The sequence below is a fragment of the Azospirillum isscasi genome, from assembly GCF_030849505.1.
GTDB classification, from domain to species: domain Bacteria; phylum Pseudomonadota; class Alphaproteobacteria; order Azospirillales; family Azospirillaceae; genus Azospirillum; species Azospirillum isscasi.
In genome coordinates, this window is the sequence record NZ_JAUJFI010000160.1 from 1 (window position 1) to 12,929 (window position 12,929).

At 69.2% G+C, this 12,929-nt stretch carries 10 protein-coding genes and 1 pseudogene; 3 read left to right on the plus strand and 8 right to left on the minus strand.

Annotated features, from left to right (window positions below; all coding sequences use genetic code 11):
* Nucleotides 1-739 (minus strand): 3-deoxy-D-manno-octulosonic acid transferase (locus QSG27_RS23405; RefSeq protein ID WP_306710409.1); only part of this gene is annotated, 739 nt, incomplete at its 3' end.
* 297 nt (nt 740-1,036) lie between these two features.
* Between QSG27_RS23405 and QSG27_RS23410 the strand changes: the two genes are divergently transcribed.
* Complete coding sequence (locus QSG27_RS23410; RefSeq protein WP_306710411.1) at nt 1,037-2,392, plus strand: globin-coupled sensor protein; 1,356 nt, start codon at nt 1,037-1,039, stop codon at nt 2,390-2,392.
* A 32-nt stretch (nt 2,393-2,424) separates the two neighbouring features.
* On the opposite strand, the gene QSG27_RS23415 is transcribed toward QSG27_RS23410, so the two are convergent.
* Entirely contained in the window at nt 2,425-3,423 is a 999-nt protein-coding gene (locus QSG27_RS23415; RefSeq protein WP_306710413.1) for a glycosyltransferase family 4 protein, read from the minus strand.
* Nucleotides 3,420-4,250, minus strand: coding sequence for a UDP-2,3-diacylglucosamine diphosphatase (locus QSG27_RS23420; protein WP_306710415.1), 831 nt, complete (start codon nt 4,248-4,250; stop codon nt 3,420-3,422). The genes QSG27_RS23415 and QSG27_RS23420 overlap by 4 nt, the downstream gene beginning before the upstream one ends.
* Nucleotides 4,251-4,475: 225 nt before the next feature.
* On the opposite strand from QSG27_RS23420, the gene QSG27_RS23425 reads away from it, so the two are divergent.
* Together QSG27_RS23425 and QSG27_RS23430 are read left to right on the plus strand one after the other, a co-directional pair.
* Entirely contained in the window at nt 4,476-5,387 is a 912-nt protein-coding gene (locus QSG27_RS23425; RefSeq protein WP_306710417.1) for a diacylglycerol/lipid kinase family protein, read from the plus strand.
* 121 nt (nt 5,388-5,508) lie between these two features.
* Nucleotides 5,509-7,125, plus strand: coding sequence for a hypothetical protein (locus QSG27_RS23430; RefSeq protein ID WP_306710419.1), 1,617 nt, complete (start codon nt 5,509-5,511; stop codon nt 7,123-7,125).
* 371 nt (nt 7,126-7,496) lie between these two features.
* Here QSG27_RS23430 and QSG27_RS23435 read toward each other — a convergent pair whose 3' ends face one another.
* The 5 genes and pseudogenes from QSG27_RS23435 to QSG27_RS23455 form a co-directional block, all read right to left on the minus strand.
* Nucleotides 7,497-8,864 (minus strand): TldD/PmbA family protein, encoded by a 1,368-nt coding sequence (locus QSG27_RS23435; protein WP_306710420.1) that lies wholly within the window; start codon nt 8,862-8,864, stop codon nt 7,497-7,499.
* A gap of 152 nt (nt 8,865-9,016) precedes the next feature.
* Nucleotides 9,017-9,466 (minus strand): DoxX family protein, encoded by a 450-nt coding sequence (locus tag QSG27_RS23440; protein ID WP_306710422.1) that lies wholly within the window; start codon nt 9,464-9,466, stop codon nt 9,017-9,019.
* Nucleotides 9,467-9,599: 133 nt separating this feature from the next.
* A complete protein-coding gene (locus tag QSG27_RS23445; protein WP_306710423.1) occupies nt 9,600-10,724 on the minus strand; it encodes a DUF3616 domain-containing protein in 1,125 nt (374 codons plus the stop codon).
* 41 nt (nt 10,725-10,765) lie between these two features.
* Nucleotides 10,766-12,277, minus strand: coding sequence for a UbiD family decarboxylase (locus QSG27_RS23450; protein ID WP_306710425.1), 1,512 nt, complete (start codon nt 12,275-12,277; stop codon nt 10,766-10,768).
* Between the two features lie 100 nt (nt 12,278-12,377).
* Nucleotides 12,378-12,929 (minus strand): annotated as a pseudogene (locus tag QSG27_RS23455) (DNA alkylation repair protein); the annotation flags it as partial.

The window sequence follows — 12,929 nt, forward strand, 5'->3', positions numbered from 1 at the left end:
CGACGATCCCATGGCCGACGTCGACGAGGTAGTTGGCGCAATAGGCGAAGAACGCCTGCCCGCCGTGGGCGCCCGTCCAGCGCGCCGCCGGATCGGCGGGCGGCGGCTCCGCGGAGAATTTCAGGTTGCCGACGCTGGCGACGCCCGGCGCGCCCAGCCGGCGCAGCCGGTCCGCGTCGCCGTCCGATTGGGCCAACGTGACCTGGAAGGTGGAGAGCAGCGGCGTGATCAGGCCCGACGCGCAGCGCCAGCGCGCGAAGGAGCGTTCCGACATGCGGGCGTTGACCAGCGCCGCCGGAATGCCCCGCGCCCGCACCGCGCCCAGCAGGTTCGGCCAGATCTCCGATTCCGTCCACAGCACCAGATCGGGCCGCCAATGGTCGAGGAAACGGTCCACCGCCGCCGGCAGGTCCACCGGCACATACTGGTGAAAGGCGCGCTCCGGCAGGCGGCGGCCCATCAGCTCCGCCGAGGTCACGGTGCCGGTGGTCATCAGGACGGTCAGGTCCGGCGTCTCGTCCAGCAGGCGGGCGACGAGAACCAGCACCGAATTCGCTTCGCCCACGCTGGCCGCGTGAATCCAGGCGAGCCGCCCCGGCGGGCGCGGGCGCGTGGCCGTGCCGAAACGTTCCCCCCGGCGGGCGGAATCCTCCTTGCCGGCGGCGAGGCGCCGGTCGAGATACAGACGAACCGCCGGCCCGGCGAGGGTCGTCAGGCCGCGGTAGAGTGACTGAAGCATTCGGGTCGAAACGCCATCCGACAAAACCAACGCGGCCGGTTTCCCGGCCGCGGTCGCCGCCACTTTAGCACGGCGGCCCGTGGCAGAGGTACGGCTTTGCGCCGGGACACGCCGGAAGGCCGACGGCTGAAGGAAGGGTGGCCGGCCTGTCGATATGTACACTAGTGATAAGGCGATTTGTGGATCCGTTATGATAATTTGAAGAAATCCGGCCCCATCATGGTGACGTAGAAACTCAGGCTACCATGCAAAGGCGGGCATCGTGCCGGCCACCAACATTTCAGGATGCAAGCAACCATGGCGGGCGGACAAGAGCACGACAACCAAAACAACCGGCTGCGCGCCTTCAATATTTCAGAAGCCGACATCTTGCGGTTGCGCGCAAACCGGAATTTTGCAGAGCGCCGCCTGCCGCTCCTGTTGGAGCAGTGGCACAGCGCCTTCGCGGCCTGGCCGGAAATCCGCAACGCCCTGACGCTGCCCGACGTCCACGGCGCGCGCGTGGCCCACTGGACCCGCGTCGTCTCGGGGGACCTGGGGCCGGGCTTTTTGGAGTCGGCCCATCGCCTCGCCAAGTCCTTCTACGATCACGGCGTGCCGGGCTACGCGGTCGCCATCTGCCACCACACGGTGTCGAGCGGCATCGTCCGCGAACTCGGGCTGGACGCGGCGGACGGGCGCGGCTCGCTGTTCGGGTCCGGCAAGGCCCCGGAGAAGGCGGCGCTGCGCGACGCGCTGGGGCGGGTGACCTGGCTCGACCTCGAACTGCTGCTGGAGACCTACGCGGAGGCGGAGCGGGAGAGCAAGCGGACCATCCTGAACCAGCTCGCCGACAGCCTGGAAGGCAGCGTCCGCGGCGTCGCCGGCAACACGGTGGCCGCGTCGGACGAAATGCGGGGCCACGCCCAGCGCATGGCGCAGATCGCCGCCGCCACCAACCGCCAGTCGCTCGCCGTGGCCTCCGCCGCCGAACAGGCGTCCGCCAACGTGCAGACGGTCGCCGCCGCGTCGGAGCAGCTCACCAGCTCCATCGCCGAGATCAGCCGGCAGGTCGACCAATCCTCGCAGATCGCCCGCGGCGCGGTGGCCGAGGCGGAACGGACCAACGCCACGGTCAACGGGCTGGTCGATGCCGCGCAGAAGATCGGTGCGGTGCTTCAACTCATCAACAGCATCGCCGGGCAGACCAATCTGCTGGCGCTGAACGCCACCATCGAGGCGGCGCGGGCGGGCGAGGCGGGCAAGGGCTTCGCCGTGGTGGCGCAGGAGGTCAAGAACCTCGCCAACCAGACCGCCAAGGCGACGGAGGACATCTCCGCCCAGATCGCCGGGATGCAGGAGGCCGCGCGCGGTTCCGCGGAGGCGCTGGACGGCATCGGCGCGACCATCGCCCGCATCAACGACATCGTCATCACCGTCGCCGCCGCGGTGGAGCAGCAGACCGCCGCCACCCGGGAGATCGCCCGCAACGTGCAGGAGGCGGCCCGCGGAACCCGCAGCGTGACCGAGACCATCGGGTCGGTGACCGGCGGCGCGTCCGAGACCGGCAGTCTGGCCGAGGAGGTGCTGGGCGCCGCCGACACCCTGCACAGCGAGGCCGACCGCCTGCGCGAGAGCGTGGACCTGTTCATGCAGCGCATCCGCGCCGCGTAACGGGCGGAAACCGGCCCGGCGTCCTTTCCGTTTCAGGTGAAGGGACGCAGGTTCGCCAGGAACTGTTCGGCGGACCGCCGCCAGGAGAAGTTCAGGGCGTGGCCGCGGCAGCGCTCCGCCGGGATCGCCAGGGCGCGTTCGATCGCCCCCTTCAGGTCCTCGTCCAGGCAGCCGGCGCCGGAGCCGTTCACCACGTCCAGCGGGCCGGGCACCGGATAGGCCGCCACCGGCACGCCCGAGGCCAGCGCCTCCAGCAGAACCAGCCCGAAGGTGTCGGTGCGGGACGGGAAGACGAAGACGTCCGCCGCGGCGTAATGCTCAGCCAACTCCTCGCCATGGCGGGCGCCGGCCCAATGGACCTCCGGGTATCTCTGCTGAAGCTCCGCGCGGGCCGGGCCGTCGCCGACCACCAGCTTGCTGCCCGGGAGGTCGAGCTTCAGGAAATCCTCCAGGTTCTTTTCCACCGCGACGCGCCCGACATAGAGGGCGATGGGCCGGGGCAGGGCCAGGAAGCCCTTGGCGCGGGGGCGGAACAGTTCGGTGTCCACGCCGCGGGTCCAGCGCCGGATGTTGGTGAAGCCGCGGGCGGCGAGGTCGTTCTCGATGGATTGGGTCGCCACCATCACCGCCGAGGACGGCCTGTGGAAGCGGCGCACCACCGCGTAGCTGAGGGCCAGCGGCACCGGCGCCCGGTCGCGCACATATTCCGGGAAGCGGGTGTGGTAGGCGGTGGTGAAGGGCTTGCCGCGGCTGAGGCAATAGCGCCGGGCGGCGAAGCCCAGCGGCCCTTCCGTGGCGATGTGGATGCAGTCGGGGCGCAGCGCGTCGATCATCGCGCGCAGCCGCCGCCCGGCGCCCAGCGCCAGCCGGATCTCCGGGTAGGTGGGCATGGGCACGGTGCGGAAGCGGTCGGGACCGATCACCTCCACGCGGTGGCCCATGGCCTCCAGCTCCGCGCGGACGGTGCCGATGGTGCGCACCACGCCGTTGACCTGGGGGAGCCAGGCGTCCGAGACGATCAGGATGTTCACGCCGCCTTCTTCTCTCTGGCCGTCCTCTCCCGCGCTGGGGCCCGGTCGGGCAGCGTCGCCATGGCGCGCCGGCGGATGTCCTCCGCCCAATCGATGATCTCCAGCCGGCCGCAGGGATGCTCGACCAAGGCGGTGCAGGACTCGACCCAGTCGCCGTCGTTGCAATAGAGGATTCCTTCCATGTCGCGGATTTCCGCGCTGTGGATGTGGCCGCAGACGACCCCGTCCACCTTGCGGCGCCGGGCCTCGTCGCCGAGCGCGATCTCGTAATTGCCGATGAACTCCACCGCCGTCTTCGCCTTGTGCTTCAGGAAGGCGGACAGCGACCAGTAGGGGAAGCCCAGCTTGCGCCGGACCCAGTTGAACAGCGTGTTGGCCTGGAGCAGCACCACGTAGGCGTTGTCGCCGATGAAGGCGAGCCAGCGGGCGTACTTCACCACCACGTCGAACCGGTCGCCGTGGGTGACCAGCAGGCTTCGCCCGTCCGCGGTGACGTGGATCATCTCCTCCACCACATGGACGCCGCCGAACTGCAGGCCGGCATAGTCGCGGGCGGCCTCGTCGTGGTTGCCGGGGATGTAGTAGACCTGCACGCCCTTGCGCGCCCGGCGCAGGATCTTCTGCACCACGTCGTTGTGCGCCTGCGGCCAGTACCACGTCTTGCGCAGCCGCCAGCCGTCCACGATGTCGCCGACCAGATAGAGGTGGTCGGACTCGTTGTGCTTCAGGAAATCGAGCAGAAACTCCGCCTTGCATCCCCGCGTGCCCAGATGGACGTCGGAGATCCAGATGCTGCGGTATCGCTTGACGTCGCGTGATGCGCTCATGCCCCGCTCCATCGCCGTTCCGGCAAGGGTTCGTTAAGTCTGTTCCCGTATATCCAGCGAGCGGTCTCTTGACAATATTTTCGTATCTTCACATTTGTTGAAGGCGGTGTTTTCGATAAGACTTCTTATTGGTGAAACTCTGGTGACTTATGACTTTATCGGAACTGAAACATGATGGTCACAATGGCGGCCGATCCAGGGGGGAGGAACGAATCGTTGCCTGGGATGCCCGAACCGGCCGGCGTGCCCCGGCGGCGCTTTCTGGTGATCCACAATCCGGTCGCCGGACCCCGCCGGGCACGCCGGCTGCGCGCGGTGCTGGCGGTGCTGGAGCAGCGCTACGGGGCCGCGGTGACCCTCCAGGCGACCGGCGGGCGCGGCGATGCGGAAGCGATGGCCCGCGCCGTGGCGCCCGGCGCCTTCGACGCGGTGATCGCCGCGGGCGGCGACGGGACGATCAACGAGGTGGTCAACGGGTTGGGAGCGCGCGGGGCCGAAGGCGCGGCGATCCCCCTGGGCGTCGTTCCGCTGGGCACCGCCAACGTGCTGGCTCATGAGTTGGGTCTGCCCCCGGACGCGGAGGGGACGGCGCGGGTGCTGGCCGAGGGGCGGGCGCTGCCCGTGCATCTGGGTGTGGCGAATGGACGCGCCTTCGCCATGATGGCCGGCGCCGGCCTGGACGCCCGCGTGGTGGAGCGGGTGGACCCGCGGCTGAAGCGGCTGATCGGCAAGGGCGCCTATGCGGTGGAGACGCTGGCCCGGCTCGCCGCTGGCGGCGGCGGTCCCTACCGCGTGACGGTGGACGGCGGGGAACCGGTCGAGGCCGCCTCCGTCATCGTCGCCAAGGGGCATTTCTACGGGGGCCGCTTCGTCTGCGCGCCGGATGCGCGGCTGACCGACCCGCGGTTGCACGTCTGCCTGTTCTCCAAGGCGGGACGGGGGAACGCCCTGCGCTACATCTGGGGCGTTACCGCCGGGCGGCTTCCGCGCTTTCCCGACTACCGCATCCTGCCGGCCCGGCGGGTGGTCGTCGAAGGGCCGGCGGGGGACCCCGTGCAGGGCGACGGCGATGTGATCGCGCGCCTTCCCGTGGACATCGCTCTCGCCCCCTGGGTCTTGCCGGTTCTGGCGCCTTGAGAGTCGCTTTAAGAGTCCTTTAAAGGGTATCTTGGGAAAATTACTTGTGAGCAAAAGATAATTACTTCGGTCTCTAAGTATCGCATCCCCGCAGCTCAGGCGGGACCGCAAGGGGGAAGCCATGTCCGCGTCGATCAACGCCCTGTTCTCAGCCACCACGGCCAGCGCCACCGCGACCGCCGCCAAGTGGAAGCCCGGCTCCGGCGCCACCGAGGTGGAGGGCGGTTGGAAGGCGGCGAAGCCGGACGGGTCGGGGGCTTCATCGGTCCTGTCGGCCTTGAAGGGCGGAGAGGACAGCGTCGAACTCAGCGGACTGGCGAAGTCGCTGACCGGCGTGGCCGGCAAAGTCTTCGCGTCCCTCGGCTCCAAGGGCCGGGCGATGCTGGACGAGTTCGTCAAGTCCGGCAAGATGAGCGAGGAAGACGTGGCGATGGGCCTGCGCGAACTTGCGACCAGCGCCGTGAAGAACCGTTTCGTGAAGGAACGTGCACCGGACGAGGAGGACAAAGCCTGGTCCGAAAAGGGCGTGGCGGCCAACAAGGCCATGGAAATTCAAAGAGACCGCATGGGCAAGGCCATGGAGGCGTTGAACGAGGTGCGGACCGCCGCCTACGCCGCTTACGACAAGGACCAGGACTCCGAAGCCTTCATGGCGCGCATGGCCCCGGCCGATCAACGTTTCCAGGCGGAGACGGCGGACATCAACCGGGAAGTGGAGGAGACCGCCGGCGGGAATCCGGGCGACGTCATGCTGAAGACCATCAACTATTTCCTGAAGAAGGGCGAAACCGAGTTCAACAAGCTGGACTTCGGCCTTGAGGTGGAGGGCGGCGAGGGCGGGCTTCTGAAGTCGAACGACGCCAAGGGCGAGGCCGCCGCCGAACTGATGTCCACACTCGGCTTCACGGCGAAATTCTACAGGAACGGCCTCGCCGAATACGCCGCCGGCGTGGATATTCCCGGCATCGGGCGCGGTCAGGTCGACAAGAACATCCCGAACCCTGAGAAGTTCGAACCCTCCGCGAAGGAGGAGGCCGAAGCCGCCGGCCTGCCCCCGCCGCAGATGCCTCCCACGGTGCTGACCACGACCCAGACGCCGGGGCTCCAGGGCTTTGCGAAGGTCGTGGAGGAGGCCCGCTCTTCGTTGGACGCCACCTACACGGCGATGGCGAAGGAAGGCAAGGCGGTGAACTATTCCGACCCGACCGGGAAGGACGTGGACCGGCTGTTCGGCGGGTTCGACCGGCGCAGCCTCTACGCCATCGCCAGCAACGCCGACGGGAAGTTCTCCAAGAACGAGCAGGAGGCGGCGCAATCCATCATGGCCCGCCAGCAGAAGGAGGCGATGGACGCCGCCGACCCCCTCGGCACCGACAAGGCCGCCGCCTACCGCGCCGGGGTGAAGTTTCTCGACAAGGCCAGCGAGGAGGAGAAAGGGTCGGTCAACTGGTCGGTCCAGCGGGCCGTGCTCCAGTACAGCTACGAGAAAACGACCCAGGAGACCGGCGCGAAGATGGAGCGGCTGGGCTACGGCAGCGCTCTGGCCTCGGTTCTGAAAGACGCGCTGGAGGCCCAGGGCGCCAAGTCCGCCGACGCGCTGAAGGCCGTCGGCGGGAAAAGCTTCGGCGGGGAAAACACGGGCTACGTGTCCGACCTGAAGAGCCTGTCGCTGTTCCGCGACTTCCTGCCCAACCTGTCGGTCCGCGGCGCCGGCGGCCCGATGAGCGTGACGGTCTGACGCTGCGCGACCGCCATCGGCGCAATTGACGGGACGGGGCATCGGCCCCGCATTTTGGCAAGGAGGACGGGGTGGCCGCCCCATCCTCTCAGCCCGATCTTAGCCGAGGAGGTCAAGCAACCGCTTGACGGTTTCCAGGGCGAGGATCAGGGGCGAGGATCAGGAGAGGGAGGATTTCCTTCATCCTCGTACCCTCCGGTGTGCGGCGGGGGTGGTGGCCGTTCCGCCGCCGCGCCATGTCGCGCGATGCATCCCAGGCGCGCAATTCCTCGCCGCGCTTCTCCCGCGTTCCGGCGCTTTTGACGCAGGGCGCTCACGCCGAATGACGAGGCGCCCGAAGGCGCCCCGTCCGTTGCGGTTGCCTGCCGTTGTTACAGGCCCGCGATGGTCAGCCCGTCGATGCGGATGGTCGGGGCGTCCATGCCGAAGCGCAGCTCCAGGTCGCTGGCCGGCTCCAGGTTCAGAAACATCTCCTTCAGATTGCCGGCGATGGTCAGCTCGGTGACCGGGTAGGCGATCTGCCCGTTCTCGATCCAGTAGCCGGCGGCGCCGCGGCTGTAATCGCCGGTCACCCCGTTGACGCCCGTCCCCATCAGCTCCGTCACGTAGAAGCCGTTGGGGATCTCGGCCAGCAGCTCGTCACGGCTCTTGGCGCCGGGAGCCATGTAGACGTTGGCCGGGGCCGGACCCGGCGGGCCGGAGGTGCCGCGCGCCGCGTGGCCGGTGGTGGACAGGCCGAGCTGGCGGGCCGAACGCAGGTCGAGCAGCCAAGTGGTCAGGTGGCCGTCCTCGATCAGGTTGCGGCGGGTGGTGGCGATGCCCTCCGCGTCGAACGGGCGCGAGCGCAGGCCGCGCTTCACATGCGGGTCGTCCACGATGGTGATGCCGGCGGCGAAGATCCGCTGCCCCATCCTGTCCTTCAGGAAGCTGGTGCCGCGCGCGATGCTCGGCCCGCTGATGGAGCCGGTGAGATGGCCCAGCAGCCCGCGGGAGACGCGCGGGTCGAACACCACCGGCACCTTGCAGCTCTTCACCCGGCGCGGGTTCAGGCGGCGGATGGCGCGTTCCCCGGCTTCGCGCCCGATGGACGCCGGATCGCGCAGGTCGGAACCGTAGACCTTGCTGTCGTAATCGTAGTCGCGCTCCATCCCCGTGCCCGTCCCGGCCAGGACTGAGGCCGACAGGGATTGCCGCGATACGCCGTAGCTGCCGGAAAAGCCGTTGGACGCCGCGATGGCGATGGTGGAGCGGCTCCAGCCGGCGTCGGCCCCTTCGGAGTTGGTGACGCCTTCGACCGCCAGGGCGGCCTCCTCGGCGATGCGGGCGCGCTCGATCAGCAACTCCGCCGAGGGCTCCGACGGGTCGCACACGTCGAGGTCGGGCAGGGTGCTGTAGATCTGCTCCGGATCGGCGAGGCCGCAGAAGGGGTCTTCCGGCACCACGCGGGCCATCGCGACCGCGCGTTCCACCAGCTCGTCCAGCGCCTTGGCGCTGCGGTCGGTGGAGGAGACGATGGCCTGCCGTTTGCCGATGAAGACGCGCAGGCCCAGGTCGCCCGACTCGGACCGCTCCAGCTTCTCCGTCTTGCCGAAACGCTGGCTCAGCGACAGGGAGGCGCTGTCGAACAGCACGGCGTCGGCGGCGTCGGCCCCGGCGCCCTTCGCCTTGCGGATCAGATCGTCCAGCAGGTTCAGCACGTCGGGTTGCGAGGCGGGTTGCGAGGTGGTCGAAACGGGCATCACGGTCTCCGCTTGGTCTCCGGCTTGTCTAGCAAATGGGAGCCCAGAGAAGAAGAGGAAGGGGCATATCGCCTCAGGCCCCGCCCAGTGCCAACGCAAAAGCGGCAGCGCGCGGGGATGCCCGCGCGCTGCCGCTTCGAAGCCTGACGGTATCAGGCGGGCCGGCTCCGAAGGGCGCTGCGGCCGGGGGTGGGCAGCTTCAGGGCGAAGGCGCCGTCGCCCAGCAGGGCCTGCACGCCCAGCAGCACCGTCCAGAACACCGGGAACTCCCAGCCGCCGCCCTGGGCCGAGAAGACCCAGCCGTTGCCGAGATGCTGGAGCGTCGCACCGATCATGATCGGCAGCAGGGCCAGGGCGATCCAGCGGGTGAAGACGCCGGCCACCAGCAGCAGGCCGCCGCCGATCTCGCCCAGGATCACCAGATAGGCGAAGAAGCCGGGGTAGCCGAGGCTCTCGAAGAAGCCGACCGTGCCGGCGATGCCGAAGGTGAAGACCTTCAGGATCAGGCCGTGGGCGATGAAGAGAAGGCCCAGGCTGACGCGCAGCAGGAAGGCGGCGTAGGGAGCCGTGCGGTTGTCGATGGCGGCGGTGTCGGCGTTCATGGCGTGGTCTCCTTGTCTCAGCGTGGCGCCCCGTGTCGGGGCCGTCGTCGTCTGAGGCCAAGAATAGCGATGCCAGCGTTTGGGATAATCCGCTTATTTATGCACTGATTGTTGCTGAAACTGGAACGAACGCTCAGGCCCGGAAGGCGTTGGCCGGGTCGTAGCGGGAGGGCAGGGCGAACAGGTCGGCGGTCGTCCCGGCGCCGTGGAGGCGGGTCTCCGACGGGCTGTCATAGACCACCAGCAGGGCGGGCGGGGCGCCGTCGCGGCGGATGCAGGCGATGCCCTCCGCGTGGTCGTCGCCCTCGCCGTGGGGGAGGTTCATCAGATGGGCCAGCCGGTCGCGCGGGATGACGGTCTCGTGGGTGACGGACAGGGCGTCGGTCCAGCGGTACAGGGCGACCGGGCCGTCCAGGTCCATCGTCGGTCCGGCCAGGATGACCAGATCCTCCCCGTCGAAGGTCAGCTCGCGGATGCCCAGCCCGTCCAGGTCGAGGAAATGCTTGCGGTACTTCTCCCCATCCGGCCCGATGGGGCGCAGCCGCAGGCGCTTCTCGTCCTCCGGATGCCCCTCCACCGCCAGTTCCAGGATGCAGGCCCAGCCGCGCAGCACCGGACCGCGCAGCCCCAGCCAGAGCCGGTCGCCGTGGGCCGCCAGCCCCTCGACGTCGAAGCCGTTCTCCTTGGCCGGCACGGCGACGAAGCGGGCCAGGTGCTCGTCCGTCTCCAGCGCCTTGGTCAGCGCGCTGCCGCCCTTGCGGAACTTCAGGCAGCGCGCCGTCCGTTCCCCGTCGCGTCCGACCGGCGTGAGGCGCCCGTCCGGCCCGGCCACGAGCGGGATGCGGCCCAGCAGGAAGCGGTTGGGGTCGCAGCGCACCACGGTCAGCCGCTCCAGCGCCTTCGCGGCGTCCGGCTCGTCCCGCTTCGGTTTCTCACGGGCGAGGCTGTGGGAGCCGGTGATCCACAGCCAGCCATCGGCCACCGCCATCCCCTCGATGTCCGCCTCGCCGATTTCCGGCTCCGTTTCCGGCAGGTCGAAAAACCCGGACAGGAGGAACTCGGCGTCCTGGCGGTACATGGCGCCGCCGTCCTCCACGGCCATGCGGACGACCCGCGCGCCCTCGTCCGACGCCACGAACAGGCTGTTGCCGGCGCGCTCCGCCACCGACAGGTCCCCGGCGGTCTCGCCGCCGTCCTGGAAGATCAGGCGGGCGGTGGCGATGGGGCGGGCGATGGGAGGGGCGGTGTCGCGGGGCATGGCGGGATCTCCGTGGGAGAGGCGGGCCGTTCCTTAACGCGTCACTTCCAGATCGGGGTCCCGCTGCCCGGCAGGCCGTAGGACGCCCATTTGCGCGACACCTCGTCCACCACGCCCTGGTCCATGCGGATCTTCTGGCCCCATTCGCGCTTGGTCTCCGGCGGCCATTTGTTGGTGGCGTCCAGCCCGACCTTGCCGCCCAGCCCCGACTCGGGGCTGGCGAAGTCCAGATAGTCGATGGGTGTGCCCTCGATCACCGTGATGTCGCGGGCCGGGTCCATGCGGGTGCTCATGGCCCACATCACGTCCTTCCAGTTCCGCGCGTCGATGTCGTCGTCCACGACGATCACCCATTTCGTGTACATGAACTGGCGCAGGAAGGACCAGACGCCCATCATCACGCGCTTGGCGTGGCCGGGATAGGCCTTCTTCATGCTGACCACCGCGATCCGGTAGGAGCAGCCTTCCGGCGGCAGCCAGAAATCGACGATCTCCGGGAACTGCTGGATCAGCAGGGGGATGAAGACCTCGTTCAGCGCCTCGCCCAGCACGGACGGCTCGTCCGGCGGGCGCCCGGTGAAGGTGGAAAGGTAGATCGGGTTGCGCCGCATGGTCATCGCCGTGACGGTGAAGACCGGGAAGGGCTCGACCGAGTTGTAATAGCCGGTATGGTCGCCGTAGGGCCCCTCGTCGGCGTGTTCGTCCAGGCTGACATGGCCTTCCAGGATGATTTCGGCCTGGGCGGGCACCTTCAGCGGCACCGTCTTGCAGTCCACCAACTCCACCTTCTTGCCGCGCAGCAGGCCGGCGAACTGGTATTCCGACAGCGTGTCCGGCACCGGCGTGACGGCGGCCAGGATGGTGCCGGGATCGGCCCCCAGCACGACGGCGCAGGGCAGCGGCTCGCGCTTGCCGCTCGCTTGCCAGCGGTGATGGTGCTGCGCGCCGCCGCGGTGTTTCAGCCAGCGCATGATGGTCTTGTTCCGGCCCAGCACCTGCATCCGGTAGATGCCGAGGTTGAAATCGTCCTCGCGCTTGCCGGTCGGCCCCTTGGTGACGACCAGCGGCCAGGTGATGAGCGGCGCCGGCTCGCCCGGCCAGCAGCTCTGCACCGGCAGGCGGCCCAGATCCACCTGATCGCCGGTCAGCACCACCTCCTGGCAGGGGGCGGAACCGACCGTCTTCGGCTTCATCGACAGCACGGTCTTGGCGAGCGGAAGCAGTTCCATCGCCTCGCGGAAGCCGCCCGGCGGCTCCGGCTGCTTCAGGAAGGCCAGCGTCTCGCCGACGCCGCGCAGCTCGTGGGGCTCGCGGTCCATGCCCCAGGCGACGCGCTCGACCGTGCCGAACAGGTTGACCAGCACCGGCATCTCCGACCGGGTGCCGTCGGCCTTGACGACGTTTTCGAACAGCACCGCCGGGCCGCCTTCGGCCAGCAGGCGGGTCTGGATCTCGGTCATCTCCAGCACCGTGGACACCGGTTCCCGGACCACCACCAGACGCCCGGCCTTCTCCAGCCGGTCGATGAAGTCGCGCAACGAGGTGTAGGGCATGGGCGAAGGTCCGTTCGGGAGCGATGGATCGGGAGGGCGCCTAGCATCGGCTTGGAACGCGCCACGTCAAGGGGGGGATGCCGCCATAGCACAATCCCCCTCACCCGCCCGCTTCGCGGACACCCTCTCCCGGGGCGGGAGAGGGATTGCTCACGCTGCGCAGGGCGCGGCGGGCGATGCGGCGGGTGGCTTCCGGGTCGGGGCTGTCCGCCTCCCAGCGGGCGCACAGGGACTGCACCCAGCCCGGCCGGCTCTTCGCCGCGTCGTTCAGCCAGTTGGCGACCGAATCCTGGACATAGCGCGCCCCGTCCGCCCGCAGCGGGTCGAGCACGGGCAGGCCGCGGTCCGGGTCGGCCTTCAGGGCGGCGATGTGGGTGCACCAGACGCCGCGCGGGCGGGTCGCCTCGCTGGCGAAGCGGCGCAGCCGTTCCGACGACTCGGCGGTCCAGGGAGCGAGCAGGGCCAGCGCCTCGTCGATGGACCCCGCGACGTGGGGGCGCAGCGCCAGCCATGCCCATTCCCGCACGCCGAAATGCGGGTCGTCGGCCAGCGGGCGGACGCGATCAAGCCGCTCCGCCAGCGTCAGGCCGGGCGCCTCGGCCAGCGCGTAGCAGGCCCAGCCGGGGTTGATCGGCTTGGCGATCAGGTCGGT